Source organism: Qipengyuania benthica (assembly GCF_030717865.1).
Classification (GTDB): domain Bacteria; phylum Pseudomonadota; class Alphaproteobacteria; order Sphingomonadales; family Sphingomonadaceae; genus Qipengyuania; species Qipengyuania benthica.
Genome location: NZ_JAVAIL010000003.1, coordinates 218,193 through 236,980 on the forward strand (window position 1 = coordinate 218,193; position 18,788 = coordinate 236,980).

Below are 18,788 nucleotides of genomic sequence, written 5' to 3' on the forward strand. Positions count from 1 at the left end.
GCTTCATCAGCGAACTAGCAGGCGATGTTCCCCGGGAGTTGCGCTGTAGGCGGCTCGCCTGCGAGAACTACGAAAGCTGTGGAGTCCGAGAAGATGTCTGCCGCCACCCGATCCAGGGCACCGCTGCCGAAAGCGATCTGCGTGTCGCCCCACCACCACCCCGGCGGGCTGGTCTTGTCCGATCCCACCATGGGCGCAGCGCATCGCAGTGCGAACGCGCAACGCAGCACGGTGTCTTCGTGGCGGCGTTCGAACGCGATGACATGGTCCTTGCGCGGCCCGCTCACCTTCACGGGCTCGTAGCTACCGTTGCGGAACAGCTGTGGGTGTTGAACGCGGAGCAGAAGCAACTCGCGGATCAGCCTGAGTTTCGGGTGGACTGGCAGGGTGTCCGCCAGCATGTCCTGCCGCCGGGCGAAATCGACCGGGCGCCGATTGTCCGGATCGACCATGCTGTAGTCCGGCAGTTCACATCCCTGGTAGGAATCGGGCACTCCCGGGACCGTGAAGTGCAGGCCCGCCTGAACGAGCATGTTCGCCAATGCGGCACCGGCCGTTTCGTGGACGAAAGCGTGGATCGGAACGGCCAGTCCATCTCGGCGCGCCGGATCGAGCAGGCTTTCGAGGAACTGCCTGGCTGCGTCTTCGTAATGCGTGTTCGGCAGCGCCCAGGACGACCGAAGCTTCCCCTCGCGCAGCGACTTCTCCTGCCAGGCGCCGAGCCGCTCTCGGTACTCTGCCAGTCCATCCCGGTCGTCGGCCTCCAGCCCCTCCGGCCAGCATCCGTAGATCATCTGATACAAGGCATATCTGTCCGCTGCGGCGACACCGCAGTCGCGCCCGTCCGCCATTTCGTCCCAGGCTTCGAGCCTCTCTCGCCAGAGGAGCGGAATGGCGGAAAGCACCGCAAGCCGGGCGCGGACATCCTCGCCGCGCTTGTGATCATGCGTAGCGGTCGCGAGCATGGCGAGCGGGAAATCGTTGCGCCGACGCGAACAGGCGCGATGGAAATCGTCGATCGAGCTTGCCATGCGGTGGGCGTCGAAGCCGACGTCGAGACGCGAAAGCAGCGGTGCGAAACGGTAGAAGGCGGTGTCCTCCACCGCCTTGGCCGCGATCGGAGCCGACAATTGCTGGAACCGGCGAACGGCTTCGGCGGCAAGATCCGCATCGCCCGGCCCGGTCCCACCCAGCCATTGCAGAATGCGCTCGGTAACCGTAGCCTCTCCCGGCGGCGCGAAGCGCGCCACAGCCTCGCGCAGCCGCTCGCGCACTGCGGCATCGCTGGTCGGCGCTGCGGCCCCGGTGCCATAGGTGCGATAAACGGGGAACACCCACAGCAGCCGTGAGATCCCCCGACGCAGCATGGCGCTCGTCCAGCCCGCCGAAGCGGGATCGCTTCGGGCTAGCGCGAGAAAACTCTCGGTACAGGCGCACAGCTGGCCTTCAAAGCCCCAGGAAAGCATGTCCTGCCGCGCCTGCAGTTCCTCTTCCTCGAAGGTCAGGGTCCGACCGCTGAACCTCTGCCACAGGTCGATCATCTCGGGCTCGCCAGCGGGATCATGGAGCAGCGCGGAAACGTCTTCCATGAAGTCATAGCCGCTCGTTCCATCGACGCCCCAATCGGTCGGCAGAGTCTCCCCCGGCCCGAGGATTTTCTCGACGACGATATAGGCTGGATCCTTAGGCGCCGCAGCAGTCCGCTCGAGCGCATTGAAGCGCGCGCGCAGCGTTCGGCAGTAACCGGCCGGATCGGACAGGCCATCGATATGATCGATCCGCACCCCGTCGATCAGACCCTCCTGCCACAGGCGGAAATAGAGCGCATGGGTCTGCTCGAAGACATCCGGATCCTCGATCCGCAGACCGGCCAGATCGTTGATCGTGAAGAACCGCCGCCAGTTCAGCTCGTCATTGGCTTGCCGCCACCAGGCGAGGCGATAGTGCTGGCGTTCGAGCAGCGCGGCGAGCCCCTCGTGGTCGTCCGCAGCTGGCAAGGCTTCGCGATCATCGGGCCTTAGCGGCAGGCGCTGCTCGCCGTAGAGGACCACCGCCGGCTCGGCCGCGCTGCAATCCAGCGCGATGTCGCCCGCCGCCAGCGCCTCCGCAAAGGGCGCGCCCAGGATCGGCAACAGCAAGGGTTCGCGCCAGTCGATATCGAACCAGTTCGCGTATTCGCTGGCCGGGCCATGGCGCAGCACGTCGTTCCAGTAGCGATTGTGCCCACCCGCCACCCCCATGTGATTGGGCACGATGTCGATGATCAGTCCCATGCCCCGATCGTGCAAAGCCGCGACCAGGCTGCGCAGACCGTCTTCGCCCCCGATCTCGGGATTGACGCGGGTGGGGTCGACAACGTCATAGCCGTGCTGCGAACCCGGGACGGCGGCGGTGATGGGCGAAGCATAGAGATGGCTCACCCCCAGCCGGTCGAGATAGGGCACGATCTCTTCCGCCCGCGCCAAGGGGAAGTCGCGGTGGAACTGAATGCGATAGGTGGCGCGCGGGCTCATGATCGACTTGCATCGAGATCGGCAAGCCGCCGCGCGACCTCCGGGCGGGCGAGCAGATCGCCGGTGGAGGCGGGCATCCGGCGGCGCCAGTTGGGATGCTGGTCGGTGGTTCCGGGCAGATTGGGTTGCTCGACGGCCCCCACGATGTCTTCCAGAGGTACGAGCGCCAGTTCGCAGGGTGTGCGCCCGACATGCCGCAGGATAGCCTCGATCACCGGCTCCGGTCTGTCGATGTCCGGCTGCTGCCCCGCCGCGGCTCCGCTGGCGACCAGTGCGGCCCACAGATCGGTACGCTCGTGCCCGCGTGCGGCCCGCGCTTCGGTCTCGTCGCCATGGGTCGAAGAGCGCCCGATCGCCCAGGTCCAGTCGATGTCGCGCCCCTGCCACCAGCCGGCGATCGTCGGCAGATCGTGCGTCCCGGTCATCGCCACCGCCTGTTCCTGCCAGTGCGCGGGCGGCACGTAGCCGCCGTCGGCGTCGCGCTCGAACCACAACACGCGCATGCCCAGCACATGATCCTGCTCCAGCTTGGGCCGCAGCCCTTCGGGCACCGTCCCCAAGTCTTCGCCGATCACCACCGCATTGGCGCGGTGCGATTCGATGGCCAATATCCGCAGCATGTGGTCGAACGGATAGGTCAGATAGGCGCCGTCTGCGGGGCTGCCGCCGTGTGGCACCACCCATAGCCGGTTGAGCCCCAGCGCATGGTCGATCCGGATCCCGCCCGCGTGATCGAGCGCGGCCCGCAGCGTGGTGATGAAGGGCGCGAACCCGGTGCGCTGCAAGGCGGCGGGAGAAAAGGTGGTCAGACCCCAATCCTGCCCGTCGGGGCCAAGCAGATCGGGAGGCGCGCCGACCGAGAGGCCATACAGCAGATCGTCCGGGCGGCTCCAGGCATGGCTGCCGCCGCCATCCATTCCGACGGCGAGATCGGCGATGAGCCCGACTGGCATGCCGCCAGCGCGCGCCTCCTTTTGCGCGGCATCGAGGCTTTCTGCCGCGAGCCATTGCGCAAAGAGGAAGAAATCGACTTCCTCGCGGTGCTCCGCGGCGAAGCGAGCGACTGCCTCGCTTCGGGGGTCATGATAGGGGGCGGGCCAATCCTGCCAGCCATGCGCGCCGCTGCCGAAGAAATGCACATGAAGCGCGTCGTATAGCGCATGCCGTACCAGCTCTTCGCCTATGCGCTGGCGATAGGCCTGCACCCTGGCGCGGACATCATCGCCGGAGGCGGCGTGGGCTGCGCGAAGGGCCTCCATTCGTGCGGGGATGGCATGTTCCCAATCGATCAGCTCGTCGGACGGTTGCGCCGAGACAGGCTGCCCGATCAGCCCGGGATCGGCGAACAGGATATTGAGGAACAGGCGGCTGGAAGGTGCATAGGGACTGAAGCGCGCCGGATCGGCAGGAAACAGCGCGTGGGTCGGACTGATTGCCAGCGCGCCCGCCGAGCTGCTGCGGGCGAAGTGGCGGACGGTGTCGCGCAAGGTGCCGAAATCGCCGAAGCCGCGCCCCTTTTCGTCGCGCAGCGAGGGGATCTGCACCGCCGGCCCCCAAAGGCGCCGTCCCGGAGCCAGATCGCCGATGCCGAGGCAGTGCTCGGGCGCGATAGCCACCCGCAGCTGCCAGTCCGATCCTTGGAGCGTGTGATAGCCCGTTTCGGCTATGGGGGAAGCATGGAAGGCGCCCTCCGCCTCCTCGATGGAGAGGGATCGGACCGTGCCATCCTCCAGCTCGAGTTCGGCCTGCCCACCGGCGCCGCAGCCCTGCGGCAGGGCAAAGCCCCGGTTGCGCCGCGCCGAGACGAAGCTGCGGCGCTGCGCATCCTCGCGGCAGGCCGTCAGACTCTGCGCTATGTCCGCGTCGTTCTGCGCCGGATAACCCAGCGCCGACAGAATCCGCACGAGATTTTCGTCGGAAACCCTCTGAGGACGCCCCGCAGCATCCTCCCAGTCGATCCGCAGGCCGACCTGTAGGGCAAGGTCATGCAAACCGGTCATGGGACGATCTCCGCGCGCAGGCTTGCCGGCTCGCCCGCTTGCCCGAGTTGGAACAGGGGGGCACCCTCCGCCGCAGGAAACTGCACCGGCTGATGGCCCAGATTGAAGGTGATCGCCAGTTGCGCCCCATCGCCCATCCGCCAGCGCGCGGCGACGGCCCCCTCGCCCAGCACCTCGGCGCCAAGCCCGCTCGCATTTTTGAGCCGTGGCACGATCGCATCATGCCGCAGCGCGAGGAGATCGCGATAGAAGCTGCGCCACTCCTCGGCGTCCGGCCCCGGTTCGGGTCGCGAACCCCGGAAGGTTTCGGGATCGTTGGGATCGGGGATGCTAGCGCGTGCCCTGTCGTTGGAGAAGGCGGCAAAGCCTGCGAACTCGCCGCGCCGACCCTCGCGGACGGCATCGGCCAGCTCGTCGTGGAAATCGGTGAAGAACAGGAAGGGCGAGCGGCTGCCCTCGCTATCGCCCATGAAGATCAAGGGGATCTGCGGAGAGAGCAGCAGTAGAGCAGTCGCGGCCCGCATCCGCTCGCGATCGACGAGCAGCGACAATCGCTCGCCCATCGCGCGGTTGCCGATCTGGTCGTGGTTCTGCAGGAAGGATATGAACCGGGTCGCGGGCAAATGGCCGCTGGGTTTGCCGCGCCGGTGGTCCGAACCGGGTGGCGTCTCGCCCTGATAGATGAAGCCGTCTGCGAGGCAGCGCGCGAGCTTGTGCGTCTGGTCCTGCGCGAAGCCGCGGTAATAGCCCTCTCGCTCGCCGGTCAGCAGCACATGCAGCACATTGTGGAAATCGTCGTTCCACTGCGCGTCGTAGAGAGCGGGCTTCAGCCGATCGGGATCGTTGCCCTCGTTCTCCAGCATCAGGTGGATATGCCTGCCGGGAAGCTTCGCCCGGATCTCCTGCGCCATCGCATCGAGGAATTCTTCGTCGCCAATCGCATGCACGGCATCGAAGCGCAGCCCGTCGATGCGATATTCGTCCAGCCACATCAGCGCATTGTCGATGAAGAAGCGCCGCACCGGTTCCCGCGCGACCGCGACTGCCCCGCCCCATGGGGTGTGCGCATGCTCGTCGAAGAAGTCGCTGGCATAGGCGCCGAGATAATTCCCGTCGGGACCGAAGTGGTTATAGACCACGTCGAGGAACACCATCAGCCCGAGGCCGTGGGCGCGGTCGACCAGCGCCTTCAGCTCGTCGGGCGAACCGTAGCTTTCGGCGACGGCATACGGCAGCACGCCGTCGTACCCCCAATTGCGGGTTCCTGAGAACGCCCCCACCGGCATCAGTTCGACCGCAGTCAAGCCGAGTTCGGCGAGCGCCGGCAGGCGCTCCGCAACTCCCGCAAAGCCGCCCATCACGCCGGGGTGGACTTCCTCGATCACGGTCTCTTCCCACGGCCGGCCGGTCCAGTCGCGGGTTTGCCAGGCAAAGCCATCGGGATCGGTCAGCACGCTCCAGCCATGCACCCCGCCATCCTGCCGTCGCGAGGCCGGATCCGCGACAGCCAGTTCCTCGGCGAGGCGGAAGCGGTAGTGCGTCCCGACGTCAGCTGGCGCCTCGACGGCAAACCAGCCGCCGCTCTCGGGCTCCAGAGCGAAGGATTCTTCGCCGCGGATTTCGAGCGTCACCGTCTTGCGGTCGGGCGCCCAGAGGCGGAAACGCGCCCGGCCCTCGCCGGTCGGTTCGGGGCCCCAGCGCCTATCCATCATTCCACCCTGCCGGTGCCGACGACGACCTTGACCGCGCGGTCCTCGACCTCGATCGTATCGCCGACCTCGCTTTCGGCCGCTTGAGGGTTGGCGCTGTCGATCACCAGAATGCGCAGCAGTTCGGCAGGCGGCGGGAGACGGAAATCGAGCGTCTCGCCGCTGCCGTTCATCAGCAGCGTGACCGCTTCGATGCTGCCGTCTTGCAGCCTGCGCGCACGCCGCATGACGAGCGCCCGGCCCTGTTCATTGTGCCAGTCCTCGTCGCTCAGATGCAATCCGCGCTCGTCGAACCAGTCGATGTCGAGAATACCCGGAGCGACCTCGGTCTCGCCATGGAGGAAATGGTTGGCCCTTATCAGCGGATATTTGCGCCGCATGTGCACCAGTCGCTGCACGAACTCGGTAAAGGCGCGCCCCTGTTCGCTGTCCAGCTGCTGCCAATCGAACCAGCTGATCTCATTGTCCTGGCAATAGGCGTTGTTGTTGCCCTGCTGGCTGCGGCCGAATTCGTCGCCGCCCAACAACATCGGCGTGCCGAGCGAGGCGAACAGCGTGGTCAGCATCGAACGCGACACGCGGTCCCGGATCGCGTTGATTTCAGGATCGTCGCTGGGTCCTTCCTCGCCCCAGTTGCAGCCGTAGTTTTCCGAGTGGCCGTCCCTATTGCCTTCCTGGTTCGCCCAATTGTGCTTCTCTTCGTAGGTGACCAAATCGCGCAGCGGCTGCCCGTCATGCGCGGCGACGAAGTTGAGGCTCGCCCAGGGGCGGCGCGCGCGGCGGTCGAACAGATCGGCCGAACCGGCTATGCGGCGGGCGAATTCGGGGCGCATCCCGTCGTCTCCGCGCCAGAACCGCCGGGTAGCGTCGCGAAACTTGTCGTTCCATTCGGCGAAGCCGGGCGGGTGATTGCCGAGCTGATAGCCGCCGGGGCCGATGTCCCAGGGTTCGGAGATCAGCTTGAGCCCATTGAGCACCGGGTCCTGACGCAGCACGTCGAAGAAACCGGAACGCGGATCGAAGCCGTTGTTGCCATCCCGTCCCAGCGTGACGCCCAGATCGAAGCGGAACCCGTCCACCCGATAGCTGGTCGCCCAGTGGCGCAGGCTGTCGGCGACCATCTGCAGCACCCGGGGATGCGACAGGTCGAGCGTGTTGCCGGTCCCGGTGTCGTTGACGCAATAGCGCGGCTCGCCTTCGACCAGGCGGTAGTAGGTGGCGTTATCGAGGCCGCGCAGGTTGAAGGTCGGCCCGAGCTCGCTGCCCTCGGCGGTATGGTTGAAGACCACGTCGAGGATGACCTCGATCCCCGCGGCGTGCAGTCGCCGGATCGCGATCCGCAATTCATCGCCATCGTCCGCCAGATAGCGCTGCTCCGGGGCGAAGAATGACAGCGTGTTGTAGCCCCAGTAATTCGCCAGACCGGCTTCCTGAAGACGGCGATCCTGCACGAAGGCATGGATCGGCAGCAATTCGAGTGCCGTGACGCCGATACGCTGCAGATGCTCGATGACCTTGGGATGGGCGAGTGCCGCATAGGTCCCGCGCTCGGTCACCGGCACATCCTCGAGCAGTCGGGTTAGCCCCTTTACATGAGCCTCGTAGATCACCGTATCGGTCCAGGGGGTGTTGGGGCGGACGTCGCCGGTCCAGTCGAAGGCATCGCTGGTGACCACCGCCTTGGGCATGGCTGCGGCACTGTCCCGGCGGTCGAAGCTGAGATCCTTGCGGCTCGAACGTACGCGGTACGAATGGAGCGAGTCCGTCCAGCGTACCGAACCCGAAAGCTGCTTCGCGTAGGGGTCGAGCAGAAGCTTGTTGGGATTGAAGCGGTGGCCGTTCTCGGGCTCGTAGCGGCCATGCGCCCTGAAGCCGTAGAGTAGGCCGGGCTTGGCTCCCGGCAGATAGCCGTGCCAGACCTCGTCGGTCCACTCGGGCAAGGGCAGGCAGGCGATCTGGCGTCGACCGCTGGGATCGAACAGGCACAGGTCGATCCTATCGGCATTGGCGGAAAAGACTGCGAAATTCACGCCGAGACCGTCGAACGACGCGCCGAGCGGGTAAGGCGAGCCGGCCTCGAGCCGGTCCGGGATATCCATCACTGGTGTGCAGCTCCCGGCTTGAGCAAGACCGCGCCCAGCGGCGGCAGCGTCAGCGCGGCGGAGGCGGGTTGCCCGTGCAACGCTTCGCCGTCGGCCTCGACCAGACCCGAATTGCCGATATTGCCGCCGCCGTAATCCATCGCATCGGAATTGAGGATCTCGTGCCACTCTCCGGATCGCGGCAGCCCCATGCGATAGGCATGGCGCGGCTCGGGGGTCATGTTGAAGACAGCCACGATCGGGTCGTGGCCCTCGACCATGCGGACGAAAGAATAGACGCTGTTGCGGGCATCGTCGCCGACGATCCAGGAAAAGCCCGCATGATCGCAGTCGCGGGCGTGGAGCGCCGGTTCGCCGGCATAGAGCCTGTTCAGATCGCCCAGCAGGCGCTGGACGGCCGCATGATCGGGCTGTTCGAGCAGGTGCCAGGGCAGCCCCTCGTCATGGTTCCATTCCTTTTCCATTCCCAGCTCGCAACCCATGAACAGCAGCTTCTTGCCCGGCTGCGTCCACATGAACGCCAGATAGGTGCGCAGATTGGCGAATTTGCGCCAGCGATCGCCGGGCATCTTGTTCCACAGGCTGCCCTTGCCATGAACGACCTCGTCATGGCTGATCGGCAGGACGTATTTTTCCGACCAGGCATAGACCATCGGAAAGGTCAGCTCGCCGTGATGCCATCCACGATGGACCGGATCGCGCTCGATGTACTGGAGCGTGTCGTGCATCCAGCCCATGTTCCATTTGTATTCGAAGCCCAAACCGCCCTCGGCCACCGGCGCGCTGACGCCCGGCCACGCGGTCGATTCTTCGGCGATGGTCATGGCGCCGGGGCAGCGCTCGGCGACCGCCTCGTTCATCGCCTTGAGAAAGGCGACGCTTTCGAGGTTCTCGCGTCCGCCATGGACATTGGGGACCCATTCTCCATGCTCGCGCGAATAATCGCGATAGAGCATCGACGCGACAGCATCGACGCGTAAACCGTCGATATGGAAGGTCTCGAGCCACCACATCGCGCTCGAAAGCAAGAAGCCTGAGACTTCGCGCCGCCCGAGATTGTAGATCAGCGTGTTCCAGTCTTGATGGAAGCCTTCCTTGGGGTCGGCGTGCTCGTAGAGCGGCGTGCCGTCGAATTGCGCCAGACCGTGGGCATCGGTGGGGAAATGGGCCGGAACCCAGTCGAGGATGACACCGATCCCCGCGCGGTGGCAGGCATCGACGAAACCGGCGAAATCGGCGGGCGAGCCGAACCGGGCTGACGGCGCGAATTGCGACAGCGGCTGATAGCCCCACGACCCGCCGAAGGGATGCTCCATGATCGGCAGCAATTCGATATGGGTGAACCCCATCTCCACCACATAGGGCACCAGCTTGTGAGCCAGGGCGTGCCAGTCGAGCGGACCGCCTTCGTCGTTCGTCATCCACGAGCCGGCATGAACTTCATAGGCTGCGATCGGGGCGTCCGGCGCATGCCGGTCCGCCCGTTCGTCCATCCAGTCGTCGTCGCTCCAGGTGAATTCGGGTGCAGGGGCGACGATCGAAGCGGTGCCGGGCGGCACCTGGGTTGCGCGGGCCAGCGGATCGGCCTTCTCGATCACATTGCCGTCGGCTCCGGCAATCTCGAACTTGTAAAGTTCGCCCGGACCGATCCGCGGGACGAACAATTCCCAGATGCCGGCGGAGTGCCGCAACCGCATCGGGTGGCGGCGTCCGTCCCACATGTTGAAGTCGCCGATCACGGATACCCTGCGCGCGTTTGGCGCCCACACCGAAAAGGCGACGCCCGACACGCCGTCCATCTCCTTGGGCTGCGCGCCGAATACGCGTGCCAGTTCGAGGTGGCGGCCTTCGCTGAACAGGTGAAGATCGTAATCGCCGATCACCGTACCAAACGAGTAGGGGTCTTCGGTCACTTGTTCCGCCCCACCCGGCCAAGTGATCCGCAGCGCGTATTCCTCGCCTTTTTTCTTGAGCTTTCCGGCGAACAGGCCCGGCGCCACCTCTTCCAGCGTTCCGCGCGGCGCGCCCTTCTTGCGGGTCACCAGCTCGACCTCCTGTGCCCCGGGCTGGAAGGTGCGCACGATCGTTCCTCCGGAGCCCTCGTGGGGGCCGAGCAACGCAAAGGGATCGTCGAGACGCCCCTCGAGCAAGGCGGCGGCGGCGGCTCCGAGCAGGTCTTCGGATGCGGTCATTCGGTTTCTCCGGAAAGCAGTTTCGCGGCAGCGCGCGCGAGACCGGCTGCGGGAACGCCGATCCAGTCGGGGCGGTTCGCCGCCTCATAGGCCACCTCATAGGCAGCCTTCTCGAGCACCAGCAGATCGAGCAGCGGGTCGTCCGCGCCGGTGTCGCTGCGGTAGCCTTCGAGGAAGGCGTCGACCGCGCGGCTGCGGAATATGGCCGCGCCTTCGTCGGCACGCGCCTCCCAAGTGTCGGCCCCCGCAGCACGCCCGCGTTCGGCCATGGCGGCGGCATAGTCGAAGGAACGCACCAGCCCTGCGACGTCGCGCAAGGGCAGATCCTTGGCGCGGCGTTCGGCGAGCGGACGGGTCGGCTCGCCCTCGAAATCGATGATCATCACATCGCTCCCGGTCACCAGCACCTGCCCCAGATGAAGATCACCGTGAATCCGCGTACGGCGACGGCCCTCGGCCCGCCGCGCGACCGCGCCAATCCGGTCGATCAGCGCGTCGCGATCCGTGTTGAGACGCTCCGCCAGCTTCGCTGTCTCCTCGTCCTGCGAGGCGCCGCGGAGCCGTTCGAGCGCGGTGTCGAATTCGCCCTTGATGCGCCCGCCCAGCTTGTCGGCCTGTTCGAGCGTCATTTCCTCCGGAGCGAACGCCGCTTCTTCGGTTTCGCGCGCGAGCACATCGTGCATCTCGCGCAGGCGACGCCCCAGATTGGCGGCGAAATTCTCGTAATTGCTGAAGCTCCAGTCGGTGTCGGTGGCCAGTCGTTCCAGCGCGCCCAGGGTCCACTGCCAGCCGTCGCCCTGATTGTAGACGAAGGCCTGCAGCAGCATGACCAGCGTCTCTTCGCCATCGGAAGCCCGTTTCACCGTACCGAACACGGGCGGCACATTGGCGAAGCCGTGCGTCACCAGATAATCGACCATTTCCGCATCGGGATGCGCGCCCGGCGCCAGCTTGCGCAGAAGTTTCAGCACCGCCTGCTGGCCCAGCACCATGGTGCTGTTGGATTGTTCGGCAGCGAGCCATTCGGGCTCGGCGTCGGGATCGAGATCGAAAGCTGCGGTCCTTTCGAAGCGCAGCTCACCGCCCTCGCTCTCCAGCTTTGCATTGTCGCGAATGCCGGCAACCACCGAGCGGGCGAATTCGCCGAGCGCAAAGCCATCGGTCAGCAGCCCGACATGGCGTTCGCGGCGAACCCGCGCGATCGCGAGATTGGATGCGTAGGGGCCGTGTTGCTGCCCCTCCCAGGCGATGCCCAGCGGCAGCGAATAGACCGCCGAGCCGGATCGGGTGGTCACCTTGACCTCACCCAGCAGCAGGTCCCTGGCGCCGGGCAAGGGGGTCAACCGCTGCAGCGCGACGGCGTTCACCGCCTCGTCCTTGGCGCCGAACCAGCGTCGGTGGGGGATGTAGTCGGGCAGGATATCGCGTTCGAGCACCTGACGGCTGTCCCCTTGCGCGACATCGGCCAGATCGGGCCGCAGCACGAAGGTGTGGCGCTCGACTTCGGCACCGGGGGCGGCGCTGGCCCAGTCGGGTGCCTGCGCCTCGTCGGTCAGCTCGAACCACAGGAAGCCATAGGGCGGCAAAGTGAGCAGATAGGGCAGCTTGCCCAGCTTGGGGAAGGTGGTGCCGCCGGTCAATTCGACCGGCACCCGCCCCTCGAATTCATGGAGGTCGAGTTCGACTGCCTGCGCGGTGCGAGAGAGGTTCGCCACGCACAATATGGTCTCGCCTTCATGCTGCCGCAGATAGGCGAGGATGCGGCGGTTGGCGGGCCGCAGAAAGGTCTGGCTGCCGCGCCCGAAAGTGTGGTGATCCTTGCGCACGGCCAACATGCGCTTGATCCAGTTGAGCAGCGAATGGCGGTCGCGTTCCTGCGCTTCCACATTGGCGGCCTCGTAGCCGTAGAGCGGGTCCTGGATCGGCGGCAGGGTCAGGCTGGCGGGGTCGGCCTTGGAAAAGCCGCCGTTGCGATCGGGCGACCATTGCATCGGCGTGCGCACCCCGTCGCGGTCGCCGAGGAAGATATTGTCCCCCATCCCGATCTCATCGCCGTAATAGAGCACCGGCGTGCCCGGCATCGTCAGCAGCAGCGCATTCATCAGTTCGATCCGGCGCCGGTCGCGCTCCATCAGCGGCGCGAGGCGGCGGCGGATGCCGAGGTTGATCCGCGCGCGGCGATCGGCGGCATAGGTGTTCCACAGATAGTCGCGCTCGGCATCGGTGACCATTTCGAGCGTCAGCTCGTCATGATTGCGCAGAAAGATCGCCCATTGCGCATCCTCGGGGATGTCCGGGGTCTGACGCATGATGTCGGTGATCGGAAAGCGGTCTTCCTGCGCCACCGCCATGTACATCCGCGGCATCAGCGGGAAGTGGAACGCCATGTGGCATTCGCTGCTGGTTCCGCCCGGCTCGCCGCCGAAATAGGCTTGCGTATCCTCGGGCCACATATTGGCTTCGGCCAGCAGCATCTTGCCCTCGTAATGCGCATCGAGATCGGCGCGGATCTTCTTCAGGACATCATGCGTCTCGGGCAGGTTCTCGTTGGAGGTGCCGTCGCGCTCGATCAGATAGGGGATCGCGTCGAGCCGGAGCCCGTCGATCCCCGCGTCGAGCCAGAAATGCATCGCCGAGAGCACCTCGGCGAGCACCTGCGGGTTTTCGAAGTTGAGATCGGGCTGGTGCGAATAGAAGCGGTGCCAGAAATAGGCGCCCGCTTCCTCGTCCCAGGTCCAGTTCGACTTCTCGGTGTCGAGGAAGATGATCCGCGTACCCGAATAGAGCTTGTCGTCGTCCGACCAGACGTAGAAATCGCGCTCCGGGCTGCCCGGCGGCGCCTTGCGCGCCGCCTGGAACCAGGGGTGCTGGTCGCTGGTGTGGTTGATCACCAGCTCGGTGATGACGCGGATGCCGCGCTGGTGCGCCGCCTCGATAAAGGCGCGGGCGTCCTCCATCGTCCCGTAATCCGACGAGACATCGCGATATTCGGCGATGTCGTACCCGTCGTCGCGACGCGGCGAGGGATAGAAGGGCAATAGCCAGATCGCGGTCACGCCGAGATCGGCGATATAGTCCAGCTTCTCCATCAGGCCCTTGAAATCGCCGATGCCGTCGTTGTTGGCGTCGAAGAAGCTCTTGACGTGGAGCTGGTAGATCACCGCATCCTTGTACCAGTAGGGATCGTCGGAGCCGGTGATGGTGGCGGTGGAGGTGAGGGGCTGCTTGTCGGTCATGCCTGCACTCCCGGAGCGGAAATGCGCCACATGCGGAACGGTTCGTCGGGATCGAGACGGATGTGCTGGACCTTGCCGTGCCAGTCGAAGCGATAGCCGCCGAACAGGTCCTCGACCGCGACCGAGCCGTCGTCGGGGAGCCCGAACTCCCACAGCGGCACGTCGAAATGGCATTCCTGCGCATTGTGCGGATCGAGGCTGACCATCACCGCGATCATCTCGGTGCTGTCGCCGCCCTCGTTCCCTGCAGCTGGTGAAGGCTTGCCGTACCACAGCACATTGGGGTTGTCGGCGGCGTAGAACCGCGTGTTGAGGTGGGTCTGCAGCGCCTCGTTGTCACGCCGCAGCTGGTTGAGCCTCGTGATGTCCTCGACGATGTCGTTGTCGCTGCGCCATTGCCGGGGGCGGATCTCGAACTTCTCGGAATCGAGATATTCCTCCTTGCCGGGGCCGAGCGGCGTCGCGTCGCACAGTTCGAAGCCCGAATAGACGCCCCACAGGCCCGACAGCGTCGCCGCGAGCACTGCGCGGATACGATGCGCCGGACGCCCACCGGTCTGTAGGAAGCCGGGATTGATGTCGGGCGTGTTGACGAAGAAGTGCGGGCGGTAGAACTCGCGCGGCGCCTCGGTGGTCAGTTCGGTGATGTAGTCGATCAGCTCCTGCTTCTCGTTGCGCCAGGTGAAATAGGTGTAGGACTGGCTGAAGCCGATCTTCGCCAGGCGGTACATCATCGTCGGCCGGGTGAAGGCTTCGGACAGGAAGATGACCTCGGGGTGCTTCGCGCGCACCTCGCCGATCATCCATTCCCAGAAGGGCAGCGGCTTGGTGTGCGGGTTGTCGACCCGGAAGGTCTTCACCCCGTGATCGACCCACAGCAGCACCACATCGCGCAACGCCTCCCACAGGCCGGGCCTGGCATCCGGACCGTAGAAATCGACATTGACGATGTCCTGATATTTCTTCGGCGGGTTCTCGGCATATTTCATGCTGCCGTCGGGGCGCCAGGCGAACCAGCCGGGGTGCTCGGTCAGCCAAGGGTGATCGGGCGCGGCCTGAATGGCGAAATCGAGCGCAATCTCGAGCCCGTGCTCCGCCGCGGCAGCGACCAGCCGGTCGAAATCCTCGAAGGTCCCGAGCTCGGGATGGATGGCGTCATGGCCTCCCTCCGCGCTGCCGATCGCATAGGGGCTGCCGGGATCGTCCTGGCCCGGGGTCAGCGTGTTGTTGGGGCCCTTGCGATTGGTCCTGCCGATCGGATGGATCGGCGGGAAATACAGCGTGTCGAAGCCCATGTCGCGCACGCGCGGCAGATGGTCGATCACATCGGCGAATGTGCCGTGGCGCTGCGGGTCCTGCGTCATCGAGCGCGGGAACAGTTCGTACCAGCTCGAGAAGCGCGCCTCGAGACGCTCCGCATCGACCTTTTGCGGCGCAGAACACAGCGCATGAGGGCGGGTATCGGCGTCTCGCATCGTTTGCGCCAGAGCTTCGTCGAGCAACACCGCCGCGCGGCTGTCGCCGCTGGCCTTGTCGAGGGCTGCAAGCTTGCCTTTGAGTGCCGAGGCGATCTTGCCCTTGGCGGTGCCCGCCGCCTGCTCGACAAGAGCCCTGCCCTCGGCTTCGTCGACCGGCTGAGCCACGCCCGCGGCCAGCTTCTTCGCGAAATCGCGCCGGAAGCCGCCGAACGCGTCGAGCCAGCCTTCGACGACATATTCATGCGGCCCCATCCGCTCGAGCGCGAAATCGGCGCTCCAGCGATCATTCGGCAATTGCGTCATGGCTTTGCGCTGCCAGGATTTGTCGCCCACCCTGCGCCAGCGCAGTTCGGCTGCGAGCTGTTCATGGCCATCCGCGTAGATCGTCGCGGTCACCGTCACGGTGTCGCCGACCACGCGCTTGGCCGGGAATTCGCCGCCTGCGACGGTAGGGGTCAGGTCCTCGAGAACGAGACGATCGCGATCGTAAAACTGGACGTGGGAGCTGCTTTTGCCCGCCGCTTTCGCTGCACGAGACGTGGTGGTTGCTTTGCGTGCGGTCATCGATGCCCAACATCTTGTCGAAAGGTGGCTGCCAGAGGCCGGGAGGTGTCCAGCCTTCTGTTCACCAACACATTTCGAAGACGCATCGTTCCAAGAGGCATGACAGTATCGGGCTGGCGGAGCGGCCACGCAGCGTTCGCAATGAGGAAACGGGCCGTCTCCTCAGTCGGATGCGGGCTCCGACAAGGTTCGACCCTGGTACTTCAGCGTCGAAGTCAGGGCGATGCGAACGCCTCCAGGCCCGATACGGTAATCGTCCGCTCCCCGCCGAACTCCTCGCGCACGGATATGAGACCCTGACGCTCCAGATGATCGAGCAGGCGACGGATACGGCTTGGAGACGAACTGCCATAGACGCGCGCCACCTCATCCTCGTCCGGCATCGCACGCCCCTGCGCTGCCGCGGCGGCGATCGCGAGATATGGCGCCAGCACATCGTCCGGCACTTTTTCGGCGAGCCGTTCGATCGCCTCGCGAAGGGGCGCCTCCAGATAGCCCAATCCCGCGCTCGCATGAGCGAACGATCGGCGAAACCGCACCATGTCGATATGTGCGCTCGGCACGCCGCGCTGTCGGCAGCGCAGTGCGAACTCACGGTATAGTGCTGCGGACGACTGGAAGGTGGCACCTTCCTCGGCTGCAAGGTCGTGCACTACCCTCGCGACGCCGTCCTCGTCCGCGCCGCCAAGCGGCGGACCTGCATTCGAGGGAGGAGCGGCTGTCGCTTCCTCTGTTCGCACGGGCTCCCGATCTTCAAATCTCGCGCCTGCTCGACTGGAGATCTCTTGCTCGATATCCACCGATCGCGCGACAGGTCGCGCCGCCGGATGGACCGGCTCGGCCGCTTGCTGGGCCAGATCGTCGTGAAGAAGAGCCTCGAGCTCGTCGCCGCTGGCAACCGGCAGCGGCGCGAGTCCCTCCGCCGCATTCTTTGCGCCGGTGTGAACCGCCCCGATCTGGACAGCGACCGGGCGGCGGCTGATCGCCGGACCGAGCCCCAGGAACTGACCGCGTTGCAGATCGCGGATGCGCTCGGCCTGTCTGCGGTCCATCCCCAGCAGATCCGCCGCCCGCTGCATGTCGATGTCGAGGAAGGTGCGACCCATCAGGAAATTCGAGGCTTCGGCGGCGACATTCTTGGCCAGCTTGGCGAGCCGCTGCGTCGCGACGATGCCGGCAAGACCGCGCTTGCGACCGCGGCACATCAGATTGGTCATGGCCGCAAGCGTCAGGCGGCGCGCATCCTCCGCCAGCTCGCCGGCGGCGGCAGGGGCGAACATCTGCGCCTCGTCCACCACCACCAGAGCGGGATACCAGTGTTCGCGCGGAGCGTCGAACAGCGCCGAAAGGAACAGCGCCGCGCAGCGGATCTGCTGCTCGACCTCCAATTCGTCCAACATCAACACCACCGAGACGCGATGCTGGCGGACGCGCCCTGCCAGTGCTGCAATCTCGCTTGCGGAATGGGCGGCCCCGTCGATCAGGACGTGATCGTAGCGATCCGCGAGGCTGGCGAAATCGCCCTCCGGATCAATCACCACCTGCTGAACGATCTGCGCGCTTTGCTCGAGCAGTCGGCGCAGCAGATGCGATTTGCCCGATCCGGAATTGCCCTGCACGAGCAGCCGTGTGGCGAGCAATTCCTCCACATCGACAAAGGTGCTGCGGCCCTCCGAATCCGTACCGATCTCGATCTGCGCGCCCATGGCGCACGGGGATAGGTGCGTACCCAACCGACGCAAAGGTGCAGCAGCCACTTATCCAGCGGTTGCGCGCAGGCACCTTGCGCTGCCAGAGAGGCCAGCCGGTTTCCGCCCTTCCGCAACGAGGAGTCAGACGCGCACCATGGCAACCATCCCCAAACTCTACGGCCTGCCGCATTCGCTCTACACCGGGAAGGTCCGCAGCTATCTGCGCAAGCAGGGTATCGCCTATCGCGAGACGGCGCCCAGCGATCCGCATTTCACCCAGACGCTGGTGCCCAAGATCGGGCGCGTGATCATTCCGGTTCTCGAACTGGCGGACGGCGCAGTGGTGCAGGACACCGTCGATATCATCGATCACTTCGAACAGGCCGGCGTCCGCTATCCTGCCTATCCGGAGACGAAGCGCCAGCGCGCTGTCGCGCATCTGTTCGAACTCTATTCGGTCGTGAGCCTCACCCGCCACGCGATGCACTACCGCTGGTCCTATCTGGCGGAGCAGGAGGCGTTTTTGCGCGACGCCTTCAGCGCCGGCGGCGACCCCGAGCGTACCGCTTCGACGATGGCCCGGATGAGCAGCTATCTGCCGATGCTGGGCGTATCGCAGGAAACGATACCGGCAATCGAAGAAAGCTATCATCAGCTGCTTGCAGGGCTGGAGGCGCATTTCGCGGCCTATCCTTATCTGCTCGGCAGCCAGCCCTCGATCGGCGACTATTCGCTATTCGGACCGCTGTTCGCGCATCTCGGCCGCGATCCGGTCCCGCTGGCGATCATGCAACGCGAAGCTCCCAAGGTGTTTCGCTGGGTCGAGCGCATGCACGCGCCCGATCTCGACCTGGTGGAGTATGGCCAGACGGGCGGCGAAGGCGGTTTCGCGCCTGGTGACCGGATCCCCGCGAGCCTGGATCCGGTGCTCGACCAGATCGCGGCCGAACTGCTGCCGGGACTGACCGACCAGCTCGAAGTCATGTGTGCCCATGTCGCGAGCGGCGCCGCCCAGCCCGGTCAGCCTGTCACCGCCAAGCCGCATCAGCGGATTATCGGCCAGACCGAAACGTCTTTTCGGGGCATCCCTTACACCGGCGGCGTGCAGCCCTATACGTTCTTCCTGTGGCAAAGGCTGCGTGAGGCGGCAGACGGCAGCGATGCCGTTCACGAACTGTTTACCCGGCATCGCCTTTCGCCCCTGCTCGATTCGCAGCTCCCGATCCGGGTCGAGCGGGCCGACAATATCGAAAAATGGGGGGCTTTCACGAACTAGCGAGCGTTGCTGCCCGACTTCGCGGCT

Annotated in this window: 9 protein-coding genes; 1 reads left to right on the plus strand and 8 read right to left on the minus strand. The window is 65.6% G+C overall.

The genetic code is table 11. The features are described from left to right. Positions 1-14 precede the first annotated feature (14 nt). From treY to Q9K01_RS10075, 8 genes are all read right to left on the minus strand, one after another. Complete coding sequence (treY, locus tag Q9K01_RS10040) at positions 15-2,513, minus strand: malto-oligosyltrehalose synthase (RefSeq protein WP_305930113.1); 2,499 nt, start codon at positions 2,511-2,513, stop codon at positions 15-17. Next, positions 2,510-4,513: a 4-alpha-glucanotransferase gene (gene malQ / locus Q9K01_RS10045; RefSeq protein ID WP_305930114.1), complete on the minus strand. Its 2,004-nt coding sequence runs from the start codon at positions 4,511-4,513 to the stop codon at positions 2,510-2,512. Before malQ ends, treY begins: the two co-directional genes overlap by 4 nt. Then, positions 4,510-6,225, minus strand: a complete 1,716-nt coding sequence (gene treZ, locus Q9K01_RS10050; RefSeq protein WP_305930115.1) for a malto-oligosyltrehalose trehalohydrolase — start codon at positions 6,223-6,225, stop codon at positions 4,510-4,512. Before treZ ends, malQ begins: the two co-directional genes overlap by 4 nt. Next, positions 6,222-8,321, minus strand: coding sequence for a glycogen debranching protein GlgX (gene glgX / locus Q9K01_RS10055; RefSeq protein WP_305930481.1), 2,100 nt, complete (start codon positions 8,319-8,321; stop codon positions 6,222-6,224). The genes treZ and glgX overlap by 4 nt, the downstream gene beginning before the upstream one ends. Continuing rightward, on the minus strand, positions 8,321-10,516 hold the full coding sequence (gene glgB / locus Q9K01_RS10060) for a 1,4-alpha-glucan branching protein GlgB (RefSeq protein WP_305930116.1): 2,196 nt from the start codon (positions 10,514-10,516) through the stop codon (positions 8,321-8,323). Before glgB ends, glgX begins: the two co-directional genes overlap by 1 nt. Further along, positions 10,513-13,752, minus strand: coding sequence for a maltose alpha-D-glucosyltransferase (gene treS / locus Q9K01_RS10065; protein WP_305930117.1), 3,240 nt, complete (start codon positions 13,750-13,752; stop codon positions 10,513-10,515). Before treS ends, glgB begins: the two co-directional genes overlap by 4 nt. Continuing rightward, positions 13,749-15,794 (minus strand): alpha-1,4-glucan--maltose-1-phosphate maltosyltransferase, encoded by a 2,046-nt coding sequence (locus Q9K01_RS10070; RefSeq protein ID WP_305930118.1) that lies wholly within the window; start codon positions 15,792-15,794, stop codon positions 13,749-13,751. Before Q9K01_RS10070 ends, treS begins: the two co-directional genes overlap by 4 nt. Before the next feature lie 215 nt (positions 15,795-16,009). After that, positions 16,010-17,500 carry a helicase HerA domain-containing protein gene (locus Q9K01_RS10075; protein ID WP_305930119.1) on the minus strand — a complete coding sequence of 497 codons (1,491 nt, stop codon included), beginning with the start codon at positions 17,498-17,500 and terminating at the stop codon, positions 16,010-16,012. A gap of 139 nt (positions 17,501-17,639) precedes the next feature. On the opposite strand from Q9K01_RS10075, the gene Q9K01_RS10080 reads away from it, so the two are divergent. Beyond that, positions 17,640-18,761: a glutathione S-transferase family protein gene (locus tag Q9K01_RS10080; RefSeq protein WP_305930120.1), complete on the plus strand. Its 1,122-nt coding sequence runs from the start codon at positions 17,640-17,642 to the stop codon at positions 18,759-18,761. The last annotated feature ends 27 nt before the right edge of the window (positions 18,762-18,788 follow it).